The sequence below is a fragment of the Shewanella decolorationis S12 genome (assembly GCF_000485795.1).
In the GTDB taxonomy this organism is placed as follows: Bacteria; Pseudomonadota; Gammaproteobacteria; order Enterobacterales; family Shewanellaceae; genus Shewanella; species Shewanella decolorationis.
The window spans coordinates 17,450-36,002 of the sequence record NZ_AXZL01000072.1 but is presented as its reverse complement, the minus strand read 5'-3'; the positions used below and the strand labels follow the sequence as shown (position 1 = coordinate 36,002).

The following is an 18,553-nucleotide window of genomic DNA, read 5'->3' as shown; positions in this document are numbered from 1 at the left end:
AGTGGATAGTGACGTTAAAGGGATAAATCTTGGAAATTTAACTCTTTAAGTGCTGAGTTATAGGTGAGTCATGGTATTCGCTCACCGACACGCAGCGAGTCCATCCTTGGATGCTCGACACCGCCCGTCTGATGTGAATGGATTCACAAATGCCGCGATGGCATGGATGCCAAAGAGCGGCCATGGGGCGGACGGTCGTCTCGCAAATCGCCCATGGCGCACGGTGATGCGATGAGTCTTGATTGCTCATTCTTATGGAGAACCCATTTTCACAGAGAATCTGAAGCTCTCTCAAAGAATCAACGTATATGTAGTCTTTTTCAAATCGACTCATGCTAGCTACGTATTTCCCGTCTTCATGTTTGTGGGGAGTGAGAACTATGCCTTCTTCTTTCCCTCGGGATACGATGTACTCCATTCAATTATTCCTATATTTACTTCTTACGTATAACTCTGGATGCCTAACGCCTTGCTTTGGGGCTGCCGAAGCGTAGCGTAGGCAGCCCCAGCGCGTAGCGCGACAACAGCCATTTGTTATGCATTGTTTGACGTATAATGACTCGCCATTGCACTTTGATAGTTCGTTATAACTTACCTATTTCTTTACGCCAAATAGCTCGCTCTTGTGCTTCGGTTAATTTCAATTTGGCGAAATACCTCGTCACAATAAAGGCAATAGGAATGGTGGATAAGGCAATAGCTTCATAGTTGTATAAAGTCATTACAGCAAAGCCATTGGTCAATAGTCCTATTACACCTATCATGTTTGCATATTTACTCTCATAGATTTTCCCAAACTTGCAGGCTAAATAACCAATCACTGCCGCAGGAACAAATAGCATCCAATAAAAGACTAGCCCATTCCAAACAAAGAGAATAAGCAAGGCTAAACCTAAGAAAACACCCAGTATTGCGCCGAAAAAGGCCTTTTTCGGTGATTGGTTTTTTACTAGTTCCTCATATGCGAGCTTTGCCTGCTCATCTATAAATTTACGATAAGATTCACTCTCAGCCTTTTCCTTGCGCGCCAATTTTTCTCTCCTTACAGATGTGTTAAAACTAATTACTAGGGCCATTTTGTTTAAAAATAACGGCTTTGTTGTGTATCGGAGCCATCATAGAGACTAACAACAAAATTTTAGTTTTATGCCCAAACTACCTGAATCCAGCCTCTTCGGGTTGTTTGGGCATATTTAACTTTTCATCTCAGTTGATTTTAGCTTTGATGGTTTTTTGCTCGGCGAGATCGTCTGCGTAGACCAATAAATCCGATCAAGGCTGCAGTGATAACCAGTGAGCCATAGGCCACGGGCTTTTTCAGTTTGTGGTAAATCGCATTCCACTTGGCGATTTGGTTGGCTTTTTCCCGTTCGACGGCGCGGTCAAAATCTGGGGTTTCACATTGCGTACCAAAATTCTCCGCCCAAGGCACAAAGGGACCATTGGCGACGTATTTTTTATAGTAGCGGCGGGCGAGTTCATCATCGCGATATAACACCCAACCTGTGGCTTGGCACAATAGCGCAGCATAGGCTTGGCTGTTGTGGGGCACGAGATCGGCTGCTTTGTTTGCCAACTCGGCGGCTTGGTAACGATAGTGGAAGCGTTTATCGGGAATCGCTTGGCTGGCACTGATGCGTTGCTGCTCTTTATCGCTGAGCTTATCCGCAGCATACCAATCCCTTAGGTCGAACATTCCTGCATATATCGAATAATCCGGTGCTAATTCAAAGCCTAAGATTTCCATCCCTTGATGACGCGCGAGTTCGGCGGCAGACCAATAGGCGCGGGCGCTCTCAATGCCCTTGCTACTCTTGGCTGCGGTCAGCGCCTTGCCATACTCCTGCACGTTGGCGTTGAGTGTGGGATTACTGAAATAAACAGGCGCCTCGGCAATCGCGCCTTCACGCAGTAAGCGGCGACCCAGTAAGTAACGCAGGCGGTTGTTGATTGGCTCGACACTGTCGTACCAATCGCTGTCCTTGGGATACTCGAAAGTCATTACCGGCACATGCTCATCGATAAACAGCTTAAGCTCGGCGGTAGTGAGCACGCGCTCGGCCACATAGGCGATATCCTGCCAATACTCATCACCACTGGCGAACAGTTGGCTGAGGGCGTCGATATATTCGCCCCGCTCAAGGGATAACACGCCCTGCTCGGCGCGAATACGGCAATAGGTGGCTTGCTGGGCATCGGCGTCGATGGCCTGTTGTTGAGTATCCTTAGCATTTAAGTGCTCAGTACCTGAAGTCGCATCGGTTGGAAAATGATGCACTGCTTGGGCATAGGCCTTAGCCGCTTGGGCTTGGTCCCCCTTTTGCAGCATAAGCTTCGCTGTGAGCCACCAAGTTAAGCCGCTCGGTTTGGCGAGTGCCAGCATGCGCTCGGCGCTGGCATAGTCACCCAATTGGTAGTAAATCGCCGCTAACTTATCGCCTTGGCTCAGTATTACACCATCGGTTGGGAATACGGTGAGGATTTCGGCAACCTTTTGGCCCATGTCCATCAGTTGTCCGTCGAAGGCGAAATCATTGGCACTGCTCTGCCAGTAAGCAATGAGCAATTGTTGCACACTCGGCTGCTGTAATAATGGTTTTAGCTCATTGATATTTTTAGACATTAAGCTGCGGCTTAACATCAGCAACGAGTCATAACCGCTACTGTCACCCTGCACCGACTGGGTGGCATAGAGTTCAATAACCTTATCTAAGGTGGCAGGATTTAAGGCTACATCTATTTTAGGCGGCTCATATTCCCCACGAGAGACTTCAATTTGAGCTTGGCCTTGATGTAGCAGAATATAAGCCTGCTCGCCAAGGCCGGCTAAGCTTAAGCGCAGCGGATCGGCGGCCCCTTGGGTCACCTCAGTTTGTAGTTGCTGCAAGTAAGCATTGGCTTGAACAAAATGGCTATTATCGCTGGCGGTTTTGCTCTTTATCAGCTCGATACGAGACAAGCTATACAGTGCCCACAGGCTGCGACCCGCGCGCTCACTCTCAGGTAGGGCGATGACTTTTTTAAAGTAATCGCTGGCTTTATCGTACTCTTTGGCATCAAACGCCATGGCGCCAAGGCTGTACCAGGTTAAGGCGGGCGCTAATGTCTCTTTTAACTGGGCGGCGATTTGCTCGGCCTCTGCCACGCTTTGCGCATCACGCAGACTATTGACTAACGCGAGCTGCGCCTCGGATAACTCGCTGTTTTCATAGGCGCGAGTCTGGGAAAGATAGCGACTATGCACCTCATCCCAGAGGTATTCCTGCGCAGCAGGCGCATCTTGAAACTGCCAAGCCAGTGGTTTTGCTAAACCGCTAAGTTGCTGGCTAAAACTGGTTTGCGGTAAATAGCTTAGGTTGTACTGCCTGTCTTGGGTTAATTGCAGCGGAAAGTCTGGCCCGCAGGCTAATAGCGCAGGGGAGAAGAAACTTAAGCCAATCAGGCTGGTTTGTTTTAATTTGGTTTTCCAGCGCGGAATAGCCTTCGCTGGCAATGAATTTGACTTATGGCGCATAAATTCCCTGTAAATATAATGACTCACAACGTGCCCAACCGATAACTCTACGCCCGTTTGGGCTTAGCTCGACCGCTGAGATTAAATTCGGCGCAAACTGCGAGGAGGCAGGCTCTGCTGCGCGTTCCGTTGAGGTGGCTTGCGGTAACTGCCACACTAATGTCCCTTGGGTTAATTTGGCTTGATAACCGTTTTGCGCATCATACCCGCTGCACGCCTGCGCCGCTAGGGACAACTGGCCCGGCAACTCGCCCGCAATATTGCCCTTATTGACTAACACTAATTGAAATAAGCTGGTTTTTGGTGCCTCACTAGGTGAGAGCCTGGGCTCAGTGTTTAAGATTTCTAGCTCAATCTGCGGGGCGAGTGCTTGCAGCTTGGCGACCGCAATCAGGGTCGAGAGTGGCCAAACCCGCTTATCGCCTTCGAGGGGTAATCGAAACCAAATCATTCCCTTAAGCTTGGGGTCGGTAAAGTTGTGCAGTTTTTTAACGAAGGACTGCAACACCTGTGGATCGGCCATCAGCTCTTGGCGCGCAAGATGCTGCGAAGATGCGGTATTTGCCGAAGGCATTCGCATTGGCACTTCACTCTCTACCCGATAACCCGATGCTGTGCTATACACCGCCGAGCCGTAGGATGGCAGGGCGATAAGATAGGGGACCTTAGCTAACTGTGACAGCTGCTCGACCCATTGCCAACCTTGCGCGGGGTCGAACAGCCCTAAACGTGGGTCACTGACACTGTGAATTTGCAGTACCAGCTCATCGATATTATCAAATAGCGGCGGAAACGCCGGGCTGCTCAACCAAGCGGGCAATGAGGTAATGCTGAGTTTAAGCGTGTGGGGTAATTGGCTTTTTAACTCACGTAAAAAAGCGTTATAGGCAGCGAGTTTACTGCTGGCGCTATCGTGGTCGATTTCAATTCCCGCAAGCTTGGTGCCCTTTGCCTGCCAGTCTTGAATGAGCGCGAGAATTTTTTGGAGAGCTTCGCGATTATTTAGGCGCGTTAGTTGGCCATCTAATCTTATTACCGCCACTTTAGGGCGTGGATCGGCCTGTAACCATTCATGGTTGACCCGCACTTCGAACCAGATATCCGTGCCATTGGGTTTGGGATGGGCTTGTAATGCCAAGATGCGCACGCCATTAAATGTGCTTTGGCTTTCGACCAAGGCGCTTTGATTGGCATCGCGCCATTGCCGCTGCCAGACATACACTTCTTGGCTTAATTCACGCTGGGCGACGGTGTCTGCCTTGCTGCTCGATGTATCTTGATTTGCTGGCTGACAGGCGCCAAGGGACACTGAGCCAAAGGATAACGCCAGTAACAGGGAAAAAGTGCGATGTATCGCTTGCAAGGATTTTGAGCGCTTGAGCTCAAAGTGCTTGGACTGAAAGCGCTTAGAGTGAAAGAGAGTGGAATAACGACTGCGTAAATCCATGGGATCAGAGTAAAAGCCTAGCGTGGGGCATGCCAAATAGAGGGCTACTATGCCTCAAAACCACCTTGGATTGCATCAGGCTTTTGCATTAGACGCGAAATCAATTTGAGTAGAAGTGAGTATGGCGGTTAACTTGGCTTAAATGCCTTAATAATGCGCCCAGTAATAGTGCTGGGCGCGGTGCTGATCACGGTACAGAACACTAAGTTGCCGGTGACAAGTCGTTATGCATTCATTCCTAGAAAATCACTTTTACCTTAGATGCGCTATCCAGTGCTTTGTTGACCGCGCTTTCGATATCTTTATCGCGGGCGAGGGCCACCCCTAAACGGCGACGACCATCGATTTCAGGCTTCGCAAATAATCTGAGCTGAGTATTCTCCGCTGCCAAGGCATCGGCAAGACCTTGATAGCGAATGTTTTTCGATTTGCCTTCCACCAATACGACCGCCGAAGCGCTGGGGCCATGTTGGTGGATATTCGGGATCGGCAGACCAAGAATCGCCCTAACATGCAGTGCAAACTCGGATAAATCTTGGCTAATTAAGGTGACTAAGCCGGTATCATGCGGACGAGGCGAGACTTCAGAGAAGTAGACATCGCTGCCCTTCACAAACAGCTCGACCCCAAATAAGCCGTAGCCGCCGAGGGCTTCCACCACTTTTTTGGCGATTGCTTGGGATTTTGCTAGTACGTCGTCCGACATGGCTTGAGGTTGCCATGACTCTCGGTAGTCGCCGTCTTCTTGTCTGTGGCCAATTGGTGCGCAGAAGTGGATGCCGTTAACCGCACTAATGGTTAATAGGGTGATTTCGTAATCGAAGGGGATAAAGCCTTCGACAATCACACGGCCACCGCCCGCACGGCCGCCTTCTTGGGCGTATTGCCAGGCTTTGGCGCTTTGGGCCGCATCACGGATAACACTTTGGCCCTTGCCCGATGAACTCATCACGGGTTTGACCACGCAGGGTACGCCAATCTTGCCAATGGCTTGATTAAACTCGGTTTCAGTGTCGCAGAAGAAATAGGGCGAGGTCGGCAGACCTAAGGTTTCGGCTGCGAGGCGACGAATACCTTCTCTGTCCATGGTCAGCTGAGTCGCACGTGCGGTCGGCACGACATTGAGGCCTTCGGTTTCCATCTCGACTAAGGTTTGAGTGGCGATGGCTTCAATTTCTGGGATCACTAAGTGGGGCTTTTCTAGCTCAATAATGGCGCGAAGGGCCTTGGCATCGAGCATATTGATCACATGGGAGCGATGGGCAATTTGCATGGCAGGGGCATTGGGATAACGATCGACGCCAATCACTTCAACGCCTAAGCGTTGTAACTCAATGGCGACTTCTTTACCTAGCTCACCGCAGCCAAGCAACATGGCGCGTCGAGCGCCCTCGGTGTAAGGAGTTCCTATCATGGTGTGGGTACCTTTTTATATTGGGATAATTGACGCCTTCGGACGTTCTTGGGCCATAGTCTACCCCGATTGGCGGCAAAGCATGAGACTGAAATTAACAACTGTGTTTTTGATCAAGCTATTTAAGGGTGATTAGTGCTTGGGTGTGGTAAAAATCCTGTTTGTAGCGGTGTTTTATGTTAACTTTTGGTTTCATAACGGATTATGGACTTAAGATATGCAAGACATTCGCGATTTGACCGCTGTACTACGTTCTAAAACGCCCATCGTGGTGATTGAAACCTATGAGGAATACCGTGTTGTAGACATGCTTAAGCGGGTGGCGAATGTGCTTTATCAGCCCTTATTTACTTGGAGTATTACCCAAGGGTTGACGCGGGTTGATAAGCCAATGCCTGCGCAGAAATTTAATACTGAACCTGGCGATATCTTGGGGCAGATTAAATCGACGACCCAGCAGGGGATTTATGTGCTCTGTGATTTTCATCCCTTTGTGATTGATGCGCCAAAGAATGTCCGTCTGCTGAAAGAAATCGCCCTCGAATACGATGCGCTGCAACACACGCTGGTGCTAGTGAGCCATGCCTTTGAGATCCCGCCCGAAATTAAGCGTTATTGCGCCTATTTTCAGCTCACTCTGCCGAGCACCTCGCAGCTGGAGAATTTGATTTACCTTGAAGTGGATAAGGTGCGCGGCCAAGGCATGCCGCTCACTGTGGATGATAAAGCCGTGGTTAAACTGGCGGAAAACCTGCGCGGTGTGACCTTAGATGATGCCAGACGATTGATACATAAGGCCATTGTGGATGATGGCGCCATTACCCATTCGGATGTGGACCTTATTAACAAAGCCAAATTCCAGCTGCTCGACCTCAACGGCATATTGCAATTTGAGTACGACACCAGTGATTTTTCCCAGATTGCCGGATTACATAATCTCAAAAAATGGTTAAAGCAGCGCGCGCCAGTGGCGCAGGTAACCACCGATGCCAAGGCCGCGGTACAACCCGATACTCCAAAGGGCGTGTTATTACTCGGGGTGCAGGGCAGTGGCAAGAGTCTTGCGGCCAAAGCGGTGGCGGGAGTGTGGCAACGCCCCTTGCTCAGGCTCGATATGGGCGCCTTATATAACAAGTACATAGGCGAAACTGAAAAGAACTTGCGTAACGCCCTCGAGCTGGCCGATATGATGTCGCCCTGTATCCTTTGGATTGATGAAATAGAGAAAGGCTTAAGCGGCAGTAGCAGTGATGAGGGCACTTCGACCCGCATTCTTGGCACACTGTTGACTTGGATGGCGGAGCGTAAGTCCGAGGTATTTGTGGTCGCCACCGCCAACGATATTCAAGCGCTGCCGCCCGAGCTGATGCGTAAGGGGCGAATGGATGAAATCTTTTTTGTTGATTTGCCCGACGAAGCCATCCGTAAGGCGATTTTCTTAATCCATTGCCAGCGCCGTGGTATCGATGTGACTCGGCTCGATCTTGCGCAGCTATCGCGGCATAGCCAAGGGTTTTCGGGAGCTGAAATCGAGCAGGCCGTGATCGCCGCCATGTACAGCGCCCGCAGTTTAGCGCGAGCGCTCGATCAAGACATGTTGTTAGAAGAACTGACAAAAACCAAACCGTTATCCATAGTGATGGGCGATAAGATTAATGCCCTCAGGCAATGGGCCGCAGGGCGCACAGTCAATGCCCATGAGTAGCAACTTAACACACGATGAGTGCTCGCGGCGTATTGGGCGGCTTAGCCTTATCCTCTTCGAAACCACTTTAAATGTCGTGCGTGTTTCGGATTAGATAATAGAGTTGGATATCAGCGCCGTCGATGTTAACTTACTGGTCGATATGGATGATTTTTCAGTTTTAATGGCAAGTTTTTAGCTTGAGTAATATTTGCCATTCCAGTCGTAGAGCATGATAAGCAGGGAAGAGATGAGTTTCGAGCAAGAGTTTACAGAAAAAGTCGGTGGCTACTTAGACAATCTCACCGATAAGTTACAGCCCGTTCTTAAGCAATTGATTGAGCATGACTATCCCCAAGAGGTAGTCACGCTGGCATTTGAGGTCTTTGCCGATAGTTTTTCATCCCAATTCCCGGTGCGGGTATTTTTTATGGATATCGATGGCAAGGCTGCATACGCCTCGCCAGTTAATCCTCATTTACTCGACATAGACCATGTTTATCCAGATGAATTTGAAGAGGAATATATCGAAAAGGATGAAGATCTTGACCCCTGGCAGATTGCAACAAACGCGCTTATTGAATGGTTCTCCAAGTGCTGGATTGCCGCGGGTGGCCAAAGCTTTAAATTAAACGCCAATATCGCTCCCCATGATAGCCACTATGAGTTCAATTTAGTCGAGTGTCAGTGGCAAGAACGATGCTAACTCGCTTGAAGTTAAATATTTTTACATTAAATACGTTTTAAATTAAACACTTGGGTTTTGTATTCTTGGGTTAATACTCAGAGTGAGCCATCATATTGTTATCCAGCCTTGGTGTGCTCGCCTCACCATCGGGTGTTTCCCCATAAAAACCTAAGCTGATATTAGCTTACTGCAAATCTTGTCTTTGCTTACGTTACGCGTTGCTTACTCACGCTAGCGCCTTCTCAAAACAAAAGGCCTAGGCCTAGGCTTTTGAGCTATCTTAGCCCAGCCGTTTGCTGCATTTGGCAAACAACAATCTCACCTTAGCTATCGCAATTCGTCGTTACTGATAGTGCATCTTTGGATGCCATTAGCCGCACCGAAATAAACAATTGTGTTTTTGATCAAGCTATTTAGATGGATTTGTTGCGAATTTGTTTTCATGGTGTAGATCTATATTGTGTCGCAAATTGAACGACACGGCGGGACAAAGCACGATTTTGGTATGGATGGTTTTACCGAAATTAAGATCGGGAAGGGAGTGGGAGCTGAACATGTTTTTGGATTATTTTGCCTTAGGCATTTTGTTTTTTGTCATAGTGGTGATCTTCTATGGCGTGATTGCCATCCACGATATCCCCTATGAAATTGCGAAAAAGCGCAATCATCCCCAGCAGGATGCATTGCATATCGCTGGCTGGGTCAGTTTATTCACGCTACATGCGATTTGGCCTTTTTTATGGATTTGGGCGACCTTGTATCGAGAGGACCGAGGCTGGGGATTTAGCACTGTGATGAAGCGCGAGCAGGCATTGGAGGATGATGTTAAAGCGTTAAGGGAAACGGTATTGGCCTTACAGGCAAAGCTTGAACAACTGGAATCGACAGCAGTGCCTGCGGTAAACAAGCCAATAGATGCGATAACCACAGAAGCTAGTGTGACCGAAACTAGCCCAAAAGCCGAGGTGTAACATGGATTTACTACTGATATTAACCTACGCCTCGATCTGTATTGTGATTTTTAAAGTGTTTAAGATCCCAATGAACAAATGGACAGTGCCAACCGCCGTATTAGGGGGCGTAGTGTTGATTGGGGCGCTATTGCTGATAATGAACTACAACCATCCCTATTCCCGTTTCGCGCGGGAATACTATGTGACCATTCCCATTACGCCAGCTGTGAAAGGTATAGTCACTTCTGTTGATGTCAAACCTAATACGCCGATTAAACAAGGGGATGTGTTGTTTCGCATCGATCCAACGCCCTATGAAGCTGTTGTTAAAACTAAAAAAGCGGCGTTGTTAGCAGCGGAGCAAGAGGTGCCACAACTTGAGGCAGCATTGGAAACCGCTAAGGCAAATGTGGCGAGAGTTGCCGCAGATAGAGATCGCAATAAGTCAGCCTATGATCGTTATGAACAAGGCCATCGTAAAGGTGGGGCTAACTCGCCTTTTACTGCACTGGAATTAGACAATAAACAACAATTGTATTTAGCCTCTGAAGCACAACTTACAGCGGCACGAGCCGAAGAGTTACGCGCACGTCTTGCCTATGAGTCCAATGTGGATGGGGTGAATTCTAAAGTTGCTGGACTACAGGGGGATCTTGAAAGCGCGCTCTATAATCTCGAGCAAACCGTAGTGCGGGCTCCGGCCGATGGTATTGTCACCCAAATGGCGCTGCGCCCAGGTGCGATGGCGGTGCCTTTACCTTTACGGCCGGTGATGAGTTTTATCCCCGACGAGCAGCGTTATTTTGCTGGCGCATTCTGGCAAAATTCCCTGCTGCGTTTGCAAGAAGGGGATGAGGCAGAAGTGGTATTAGATGCGGCGCCCGGGCAAGTGTTTAAGGGTAAAGTCGCTAAGGTTCTCCCCGCGATGGCTGAGGGGGAAATTCAGATGAATGGTACGCTGCAGTCGTCTAATCAACTGTTCCAAAGTGGTCGGGTTATCGTATTAATCGATATTGAAGATGACGCGATACGTCGCCAATTCCCGGCGGGCGTTGCGGGACAAGTGGCTGTGTATACAGAACATTTTCACCATGTCGCCGTGATGCGTAAAGTGCTGCTGCGGATGCAGGGCTGGTTAAACTATCTGTTCTTCGATGGGCACTAGCAGAGTTTTACGCTAACGACTTCGCTTAGAGCTGGTGTTAAGCTGCCAAGAGTGAATAAAAAAAGCGCTGACATGACTGTCAGCGCTTTTTTGTTATGTGCAGTAGACGAATGCTGGCTGCGATTAAATATCGAAGGCCAAGCTGCCCGGCGGGAGGAAGGGCCAGCTTTGACGCACAGGCGAGCCATCACCTTGTTCACCAAAGAAATAAGCCGTTCTTGGGGTGGCGTAGACCACACTGCCTTTTTGCAGTCCTAATTCTTGCAGATGGTGGTGGGTAAAGGTGGCTTCCCACAGTTCTTCACTCTGCCAGCCGATAGGCGCCAGTTCGACACGCACTTCTGCGCCCACCGGTGTTATTGCCACTATGGTAAAGGGAATATGGGCTTGGCTGTTGGGCTTATCCGCCAGTGCCAGCTCATGGCTACGCACATAGAGCGCGCCGTTTTGTTGCAGTGGCGCTTGTTCTGGCGGTACTAAGAAGGCGTCACCATTGGTCCAACGATTTTGTTGCCAGCTCGCTTCAAACCGATTGACGTTACCTAAGAAATCAAACACAAAGCGGCTATTGGGTTGGGCATACAACTCAATCGGAGTATTGACCTGCTCGATATTGCCGTTGCTCATCACCACCACTCTATCGGAAAGCTCTAAGGCTTCGTCCTGATCGTGGGTCACAAACACGCTAGTGAATTTCAGCTCATCGTGAAGACTGCGCAACCAGCGGCGCAGTTCTTTACGCACCTTGGCATCGAGGGCGCCAAAGGGCTCATCCAGTAACAGTACTTCGGGCTGAGTCGCTAAGGCGCGTGCCAAGGCGATACGCTGTTTTTGTCCGCCCGAAAGCTGCTCAGGGTAGCGCTGTGCTAGGTGGCCAAGTTGCACCATTTCGAGTAAATGGCTGACGCGCTTTTGGATTTCGGCCTTAGAAGGTCGCTGTTTTTTCGGAATGACTTCGAGCCCAAAGGCGACGTTGTCGGCGACCGTCATATGGCGGAACAGGGCGTAGTTTTGAAACACAAACCCGACTCTGCGATCGCGTACATGCACTTGGGTCACATCGCGATTACCGAAATGGATTTGGCCGCTATCCGCGCCCTCAAGGCCAGCAATAATTCGCAATAGGGTGGTTTTACCCGAGCCAGAAGGGCCGAGAAGACCTATCATCTCGCCTTCTTGAATATCCAGATTGAGCGGCGAGAGCGCCTGAAATTGGCCAAATTTTTTGGAAATATTAGTTAAACGAATACTCATAATGATTGGCTCTGCTCTTGGTTGTCATTGGCGGATAAGCTGCGTTGTTGGCGCCACTCTACTAAGGCTTTTAGCAGTAAGGTACATAGGGCGATCAAGGCAAGCAGTGACGCGCTCGCGAAGGCGGCTTCGGCCTGATAATCTTCGTAAAGTAATTGCACATGCAAAGGTAAGGTGTTGGTTTCACCGCGGATATTGCCTGATACTACGGCAACGGCACCAAACTCACCCACGGCTCTGGCATTGGTGAGGATCACCCCATAAATCAGCGCCCACTTGATATTGGGTAGCGTCACGCGGCGAAACAGTTGCCACCATGAAGCGCCAAGAATAACCGCGGCCTCTTCCTCCGATGCGCCCTGTTGTTGCATCAAGGGGATTAATTCTCGGGCAACAAAGGGACAGGTCACGAAAATGGTGACTAACAGAATCCCCGGCCAGGCAAACATGATTTGTAAATCGTGCTCAAATAGCCAAGCGCCGAGCCAGCCACTGTTGCCGTAAAGCAGTAGATAGAGCAAGCCCGCGACCACGGGCGATACGGCAAAGGGAATATCAATCAAGGTGATGAGTAACTTACGCCCCGGAAACTCAAAGCGCGTTACGCTCCAAGCGAGCAGCACCCCAAACACTAAGTTAATCGGCACGGTCAGCGCCGCGACCATAAGGGTTAGCCCAATGGCGTGGAGTGAGTCGGGTTGGCTCAGATGCTCGATATAACGTTCCCAACCACCAACGAAGGCCTGCTGAAAAATACTGACTAAGGGCAGTAGCAACAACACCATGGCCAAGAACACGGCTAGGGTGATTAGGCTCCATTTGATGAGAGGCGCTTCACCGACTCTTAAAGGTTTAAATGAGTTCATGGTGGCTCCTTATCGGCCGTGAATGCGGCGTAAATAACGCGCCTGCCACAGGTTAATCAGCAGTAGCAGCAACAGCGACGTCAGCAGCACGACGGAGGCAATGGCGCTGGCGCCAGCAAAATCAAATTCCTGTAGACGAACGAAAATCATCAGGGAGGTGATCTCACTGATGTAGGGCATATTACCTGCGATAAAAATCACGGCGCCAAACTCACCCAGACTGCGGGTAAAAGACAGCGCCGTACCGACCACTAAAGCAGGCCAGAGGGAAGGTAAAATCACCCGCCAAAACACGGCGCCATCGGTTGCGCCTAAGGTCATGCCTGCTTCTTCTTCCTCATGGGATAATTCTTCCAGTACTGGCTGGACTGTTCGCACCACGAAGGGAATGCTGGTGAAGATCATCGCAACCACAATCCCCAATGGCGTGTAGGCCACTTTGATGCCAATTTCGGCCAATAGGCTACCAATCTGACCATTTTCAGCATAGAGAGTGGCTAAGGTAATACCCGCGACGGCTGTGGGTAAGGCAAAGGGTAAATCGACTAAGGCGTCGAGGAGGCGTTTACCCGGAAACTCGTAACGCACCAACACCCAGGCGAGTAACAGACCGAAAAGGCAGTTAAACAGGGAGGCGGCCAGTGCAGATAAAATAGTGACTTTATAACTTGCCAGCACGCGGGGATCGGCAATCACGCCCCAATACTCGGCCCAGCTCATCTGGCTGGTTTGCATGATCAGGCCAGTGGTGGGGAGCAAGAGAATCAAGCTAACAAATAACAAAGACACACCTAGGCTGATACTAAACCCCGGCAAAACCCGCTTGTGGCGTAAGCGCCCATTATTAAATATCACTGAATAACCACCCGATAAGGTTAATGGAGTTCATCCAATATTATTATGCCATTAGCACGTTATTGCTCAATCGCGATAAAGACTACTTGTTATAGCAACTTTGTCCCTTGCCGCGATATAACCACAAAACCCGGGACATTGCCCGGGTTGTGGATTTGGTGATTTAACTACCCAAGCGGATGATCAACGTTTTAATAACTGATCCAGTTTGGCGCCATTGGCAAATTGAGTCTTCATCGCGTTGTCCCAGTTACCTATGATTTGCTCAACGGTCATTAACTCAACCGCTGGGAACTGTTTGGTAAATTCAGCAACCACTTTCTCGTTGTGAATGCGGTAGTTGAATCCGGCTAACAAACGTTGTGCTTCTTCGCTGTATAGATAGTTTAAATACTCGGTTGCTAGTTCTTGCGTGCCGTTACGCTTTGCGTTTTTCTCAACGACGGCAACAGGGAATTCCGCCAGAATCGAGGTTTTTGGCACGACAACTTGGTAATCATCGGCACCATATTGCTGACGAATATTGTTCACTTCAGATTCGAAGGTGATCAGCACATCGCCGATACCACGCTCAACAAACGACGTGGTTGCACCACGGCCGCCCGTATCAAATACGGCAACGTTACCGAGGAACTTCTTCAAAAACTCATCTAATGAGGCTTGATTATCTTTGCCATAGTTTTTCTGGGCATAACCTAAGGCTGCTAAGTAGGTGTAGCGAGCATTACCCGAGGTTTTTGGGTTCGGGAACACCAGCTTAACGTCATCTTTAGCTAAATCATTCCAGTCGCTGATTTGCTTTGGATTACCCTTACGCACCAAAAACGCGATGGTAGAGTAGTAAGGTGAGCTGGCATTCGGCAGCAGTTGTTGCCAGTTTTCTGGGATTAACTTGCCGCGGTCATGCAGAATTTGTACATCGGTGACTTGGTTAAAGGTCACGACATCGGCGGGTAAGCCCTGAAGAATCGAACGAGCCTGGGCGGAAGAACCCGCATGGGATTGCTTGATTTCAACGGTCTTGCCGGTTTGTTCTTGCCAATGTTTAGCAAAAACAGGGTTATAGGCATTGAATAATTCCCGCGCGATATCGTACGAGGAATTTAAGAGTGTCTGATCGGCGGCTGCCACATTGAGGGAGGTTCCCAGTAATAGGGTTCCCAGCAGGGCCTTAGTCAATTTTACTGGCATTTTGTACTCCTTAATCTGGCAACTGTGTCAGTGTATAGGAATAGAGTAATAGAAGATTTTATTTATAAAAAGCCATACAAATAGAACTTTTTTGAATAACTATGAGCGAATAATTGTATGCTTCAGGTGAGATTCATCGTGTTTGTTGTGGCTAACCCCCTTAAAATAACCCTATGCTGAATCGCTTTATCAAAAGGATCATCCAAGTGTCTGACTTTCCGACTATTGAAGCCTGTATTGGGCAAACTCCGCTGGTGCGTTTACAGCGGCTTGATTGTGGTAGCTCAACGGTATTGTTAAAGCTGGAGGGGAATAACCCTGCTGGCTCGGTAAAGGATCGTGCGGCGCTGAATATGATTATTCAGGCGGAGCTTCGCCAAGAGATTGCCCCCGGGGATACCCTGATTGAAGCCACCAGTGGCAATACGGGTATCGCCCTAGCCATGGCTGCGGCGATTAAAGGCTACAAGATGATCCTGATTATGCCGTCAAATTCGACCCAAGAGCGTAAGGATGCCATGCAGGCCTATGGCGCCGAATTGTTGCTGGTGGACAATATGGAAGCCGCGCGGGATTTGGCCTTAGATCTTCAGGCACAAGGCAAAGGTAAGGTGCTGGATCAGTTCAATAATCAAGATAACGCCAACGCCCATTTCCAGACCACTGGCCCTGAAATTTGGCAGCAGAGCCAAGGTAAGGTCACTCATTTTGTCTCCAGCATGGGTACCACTGGCACCATTATGGGGGTGTCGAAGTATTTAAAGAGTCGTAATCCCGATATCACCATTGTCGGTTTGCAACCCGCCGATGGTAGTTCGATTCCGGGGATCCGCCGCTGGCCGCAGGAATATCTACCGGGTATTTTCGATGCTGCCCGTGTCGATGCAGTGATGGATATTGAGGAGCAAGATGCGAAAGCCATGGCGAGAACCTTGGCCCGTGAAGAAGGTATTTGTGCTGGCGTGAGTTCTGGCGGTGCTGTGTTTGCGGCGCTCGAGATTGCGAGGCAGAATCAGGGGGCCGTTGTAGTTGCAATTGTGTGCGATAGGGGCGACCGTTATCTGTCATCTGGGTTATTTTCTTAAGCCGCGTTTTATCCACTGATCCTCGCATTTGGGATTTCTTATGCAATAAAAATGGGCGTGTATCGCCCATTTTTATCACTTATTGCTTAAGCACTCATAGTTTCAAGCATCGCTTAAATCATAATGGCCCAATGATTATGGCTGCGGTGGAAACTGCGCCAAAATCCGGCTAACGGCTTTGGCTGTGTCTTGAGCTTTTTTATCGCCGCCTCCATCAAAATCGAAACTATCGGTGCCGCGCCAAATCAGCTTATTGGTTTTAGTGTCGATAATATCAATTTGAATGGTTTGAATTTTTGCCGTGTCACTGCCAAGCGGCACGCCGACGCTTGTGCCTATACCAATACCGCCAGAACGGCCAAAACTGCCCGTGCCTAAGCCTATTGATAGGCCTGAGTCTTTGGTCTTATCTTGGGTCAGTAAGCCATAGGCAACTTTAAAATCGGGGGAAGAGGCATTTTCAGTAAAGCCTTTTTGGCTTAACTGTTGGGTGATTTCGGTTTGAATGCGCTGGGCGCTGAGTGGGTCGTCGCTGGGCTGTGGAGCGAGCTGGGCGAAGCTCTGTAATGTCTTAAAGTCGTAATTGATATCGTAATCGTTTTTCGGCTTACTGCTGCAGGCGCCAACTAAAACTAAAGCAACAAACAGACTGGCGATATTTTTGTATCCCATGATGACACTCCAATTTGTACAAACTCTGTTCAATGTGCCTTGATTAACAGTAAGACTGCAAGTAATTTAGTGAAAAGTGTTTAATTTTTGTATTGTTTTACTTGTGTATCTAAGGTCACGCACTTTAGATGCTTAACTGGTAGAGTTGCTCAACATCATGGAACAGTTAGCCTTTTTCGAAATACCTAGCCCCTGCATCGGTGTGTGCCAAACCGATGCCCGCGGCTATTGCAAAGGTTGCCTGCGTAATCGTGAGGAGCGATTCAATTGGTTGCATTTTACCGATGCCCAAAAGCATGATGTGATCCGTTTATGCCACCAACGTAAACGTCGGCGGCAGTTGGCCTTATATAAAGCCCGTCAGCAAGCACTTGAGCAGGAGAGGGCGGCACTTAATCCACAACTCGATTTTGAGCCGCAAGACGCAGCCGAATTAGACCTTGGGGATTTTGATTTCGAGGAGTAATCTTATTTTAAGAACATGATTAAAGGCGTTAAATTTCCCGCTTCTTCGGCCAGCTTAAGGTAAAACGCGTTTGAGTGGGATTGCTACTGACGCTCACTTCGCCCTGATGACGCTGCATAATTCGTTTGATAATCGCCAGACCTAAGCCATGACCCTTGTTACCATTTTGCACCGATTGGCTGCGGTAAAAGGGCTCAAACACCATAGGTAAATCCACCTCGGGAATAGGCTCTCCATCATTGCTCACACTCAACGTCACCCTTTGCGGGGTTTGGCTGACTTCAATTAAGATTTGATGGCGAGCAAAGCGCTGGGCGTTGGTCAGCAGGTTTTGCAGTGCGCGTTCAATCAGTGCGGGTTCGCCGACCAAGGGGAGAGTCGTCATCTCCGCCTGTAAGCTGATGGGGGTATCACTTAAGCTGCTTAAGCGTTTGATGCTCTGGTTAACTAAGCTGAGCAGATCGTATTCGTCCAAAGGTGTGCCTTCGCGCTGAGCCTCTAGACTGGCGTAAGTCAGCAGTTCCTGCAGCAGGTTTTCCATTTCCTTAATATCGAGCTGCATCTCATTGAGAAAATCCTGACGCTTTTGCTCGTCGGAATCGGGCTGGCAGTACATGGGCATTAGGGCGAGGGCGAATTTCAGCCGCGCGAGTGGGGTGCGGATCTCATGGGAAACCGCATTGGATAAATGCTTTTGGTTTTCGATTAACGCGCTTATATGGCGCGCCATTTCATTAAAAGTGTTCGCTAAGGGTTTAACCTGTGAGCGGTTGGAGAGGCTAATGCGTGTATCCCATTTAGCTTCGCCAAAATCCTTGGTGGCCTTACGTAAGATGCTTAAATCCCGCGACAGCGGGCCGACCCAAATCAGCGCAACTAACGCTAACGAGAGATAGAAAAACAGCGTAAACAGATTCCGCAGTGAGGCTCTTGGGTCTATCTCTATGGGGCCTGCCATTAACACTTGCTCGCCAACCTGAATAAACTGGAATTGTTCGCCTTCGCTGGTTGTGGTGGTGACCACATGGTTAGGAGTGAGCTGTTGATCTTTGGCTAGCGCGATTTGATCTGGGCTGAGTAGATTGAGAGGCAGCTGAGCATGGCTCGGTAATGCCTCAAGGTAGGCTTTACGGCTGTCCTCTGGCAGCTGAGTTAGCAACTGGGCTAACGCAACCAGAGGAGCGTCTAACGCATTATTTTCATCCACATTTTTCTGCCACAGGCTGTCCAGTGTCCAACCTATGCCTAGAAAACTGAGGCTTAGCAGTAAATATAAGCTGATAAAGAGACGTTTCACGG

General features: G+C 49.2%; 16 protein-coding genes. 6 read left to right on the top strand and 10 right to left on the bottom strand.

Going from position 1 to position 18,553, the window contains the following annotated elements; all coding sequences use genetic code 11:
• Positions 1-584: 584 nt before the first annotated feature.
• The 4 genes from SHD_RS15295 to purT all read right to left on the bottom strand — a co-directional run bounded on the left by SHD_RS15295 (position 585) and on the right by purT (position 6,375).
• Positions 585-1,031: a hypothetical protein gene (locus SHD_RS15295; protein WP_039978521.1), complete on the bottom strand. Its 447-nt coding sequence runs from the start codon at positions 1,029-1,031 to the stop codon at positions 585-587.
• A gap of 185 nt (positions 1,032-1,216) precedes the next feature.
• Complete coding sequence (locus tag SHD_RS15290; protein ID WP_023267934.1) at positions 1,217-3,514, bottom strand: tetratricopeptide repeat protein; 2,298 nt, start codon at positions 3,512-3,514, stop codon at positions 1,217-1,219.
• Complete coding sequence (locus tag SHD_RS15285; RefSeq protein WP_023267933.1) at positions 3,504-4,961, bottom strand: DUF3142 domain-containing protein; 1,458 nt, start codon at positions 4,959-4,961, stop codon at positions 3,504-3,506. Before SHD_RS15285 ends, SHD_RS15290 begins: the two co-directional genes overlap by 11 nt.
• 238 nt (positions 4,962-5,199) lie before the next feature.
• Positions 5,200-6,375, bottom strand: coding sequence for a formate-dependent phosphoribosylglycinamide formyltransferase (purT, locus tag SHD_RS15280; protein WP_023267932.1), 1,176 nt, complete (start codon positions 6,373-6,375; stop codon positions 5,200-5,202).
• A gap of 217 nt (positions 6,376-6,592) precedes the next feature.
• Here purT and SHD_RS15275 point away from each other — a divergent pair, with 217 nt between their 5' ends.
• The 4 genes from SHD_RS15275 to SHD_RS15260 all read left to right on the top strand — a co-directional run bounded on the left by SHD_RS15275 (position 6,593) and on the right by SHD_RS15260 (position 10,865).
• Positions 6,593-8,080 (top strand): AAA family ATPase, encoded by a 1,488-nt coding sequence (locus SHD_RS15275; protein ID WP_023267931.1) that lies wholly within the window; start codon positions 6,593-6,595, stop codon positions 8,078-8,080.
• A 229-nt stretch (positions 8,081-8,309) separates the two neighbouring features.
• Positions 8,310-8,765, top strand: a complete 456-nt coding sequence (locus SHD_RS15270) for a hypothetical protein (RefSeq protein ID WP_039978520.1) — start codon at positions 8,310-8,312, stop codon at positions 8,763-8,765.
• A 536-nt stretch (positions 8,766-9,301) separates the two neighbouring features.
• Positions 9,302-9,718 carry a DUF3302 domain-containing protein gene (locus tag SHD_RS15265; protein WP_039978519.1) on the top strand — a complete coding sequence of 139 codons (417 nt, stop codon included), beginning with the start codon at positions 9,302-9,304 and terminating at the stop codon, positions 9,716-9,718.
• A gap of 1 nt (position 9,719) precedes the next feature.
• Positions 9,720-10,865: an HlyD family secretion protein gene (locus SHD_RS15260; protein WP_023267928.1), complete on the top strand. Its 1,146-nt coding sequence runs from the start codon at positions 9,720-9,722 to the stop codon at positions 10,863-10,865.
• Between the two features lie 123 nt (positions 10,866-10,988).
• Here the strand turns inward: SHD_RS15260 and SHD_RS15255 are convergent, their stop codons facing one another.
• The 4 genes from SHD_RS15255 to cysP form a co-directional block, all read right to left on the bottom strand.
• Positions 10,989-12,119: a sulfate/molybdate ABC transporter ATP-binding protein gene (locus tag SHD_RS15255; RefSeq protein WP_023267927.1), complete on the bottom strand. Its 1,131-nt coding sequence runs from the start codon at positions 12,117-12,119 to the stop codon at positions 10,989-10,991.
• A complete protein-coding gene (cysW, locus tag SHD_RS15250; RefSeq protein ID WP_011627003.1) occupies positions 12,116-12,985 on the bottom strand; it encodes a sulfate ABC transporter permease subunit CysW in 870 nt (289 codons plus the stop codon). The genes SHD_RS15255 and cysW overlap by 4 nt, the downstream gene beginning before the upstream one ends.
• Before the next feature lie 9 nt (positions 12,986-12,994).
• Positions 12,995-13,840, bottom strand: a complete 846-nt coding sequence (gene cysT, locus SHD_RS15245; RefSeq protein ID WP_023267926.1) for a sulfate/thiosulfate ABC transporter permease CysT — start codon at positions 13,838-13,840, stop codon at positions 12,995-12,997.
• A gap of 183 nt (positions 13,841-14,023) precedes the next feature.
• Complete coding sequence (gene cysP, locus SHD_RS15240; RefSeq protein WP_023267925.1) at positions 14,024-15,031, bottom strand: thiosulfate ABC transporter substrate-binding protein CysP; 1,008 nt, start codon at positions 15,029-15,031, stop codon at positions 14,024-14,026.
• A gap of 206 nt (positions 15,032-15,237) precedes the next feature.
• Between cysP and cysM the strand changes: the two genes are divergently transcribed.
• The gene (cysM, locus tag SHD_RS15235; RefSeq protein WP_039978518.1) at positions 15,238-16,116 is read left to right on the top strand and encodes a cysteine synthase CysM; all 879 of its coding nucleotides are present in this window, start codon (positions 15,238-15,240) and stop codon (positions 16,114-16,116) included.
• A gap of 135 nt (positions 16,117-16,251) precedes the next feature.
• Here cysM and SHD_RS15230 read toward each other — a convergent pair whose 3' ends face one another.
• On the bottom strand, positions 16,252-16,788 hold the full coding sequence (locus SHD_RS15230; RefSeq protein WP_023267923.1) for a DUF4136 domain-containing protein: 537 nt from the start codon (positions 16,786-16,788) through the stop codon (positions 16,252-16,254).
• A gap of 157 nt (positions 16,789-16,945) precedes the next feature.
• On the opposite strand from SHD_RS15230, the gene SHD_RS15225 reads away from it, so the two are divergent.
• Complete coding sequence (locus SHD_RS15225; RefSeq protein WP_023267922.1) at positions 16,946-17,254, top strand: DUF1289 domain-containing protein; 309 nt, start codon at positions 16,946-16,948, stop codon at positions 17,252-17,254.
• Positions 17,255-17,282: 28 nt separating this feature from the next.
• Here SHD_RS15225 and SHD_RS15220 read toward each other — a convergent pair whose 3' ends face one another.
• A complete protein-coding gene (locus tag SHD_RS15220) occupies positions 17,283-18,551 on the bottom strand; it encodes an ATP-binding protein (protein ID WP_039978517.1) in 1,269 nt (422 codons plus the stop codon).
• Positions 18,552-18,553 lie beyond the last annotated feature (2 nt).

Coding starts and splice junctions, on each gene's coding strand:
- SHD_RS15290 (WP_023267934.1), bottom strand. CDS start 3,514: ATGCGCCATAAGTCAAATTCATTGCCAGCGAAGGCTATTCCGCGCTGG.
- SHD_RS15285 (WP_023267933.1), bottom strand. CDS start 4,961: ATGGATTTACGCAGTCGTTATTCCACTCTCTTTCACTCTAAGCGCTTT.
- purT (WP_023267932.1), bottom strand. CDS start 6,375: ATGATAGGAACTCCTTACACCGAGGGCGCTCGACGCGCCATGTTGCTT.
- SHD_RS15275 (WP_023267931.1), top strand. CDS start 6,593: ATGCAAGACATTCGCGATTTGACCGCTGTACTACGTTCTAAAACGCCC.
- SHD_RS15270 (WP_039978520.1), top strand. CDS start 8,310: ATGAGTTTCGAGCAAGAGTTTACAGAAAAAGTCGGTGGCTACTTAGAC.
- SHD_RS15265 (WP_039978519.1), top strand. CDS start 9,302: ATGTTTTTGGATTATTTTGCCTTAGGCATTTTGTTTTTTGTCATAGTG.
- SHD_RS15260 (WP_023267928.1), top strand. CDS start 9,720: ATGGATTTACTACTGATATTAACCTACGCCTCGATCTGTATTGTGATT.
- SHD_RS15255 (WP_023267927.1), bottom strand. CDS start 12,119: ATGAGTATTCGTTTAACTAATATTTCCAAAAAATTTGGCCAATTTCAG.
- cysW (WP_011627003.1), bottom strand. CDS start 12,985: ATGAACTCATTTAAACCTTTAAGAGTCGGTGAAGCGCCTCTCATCAAA.
- cysP (WP_023267925.1), bottom strand. CDS start 15,031: ATGCCAGTAAAATTGACTAAGGCCCTGCTGGGAACCCTATTACTGGGA.
- SHD_RS15230 (WP_023267923.1), bottom strand. CDS start 16,788: ATGGGATACAAAAATATCGCCAGTCTGTTTGTTGCTTTAGTTTTAGTT.
- SHD_RS15225 (WP_023267922.1), top strand. CDS start 16,946: ATGGAACAGTTAGCCTTTTTCGAAATACCTAGCCCCTGCATCGGTGTG.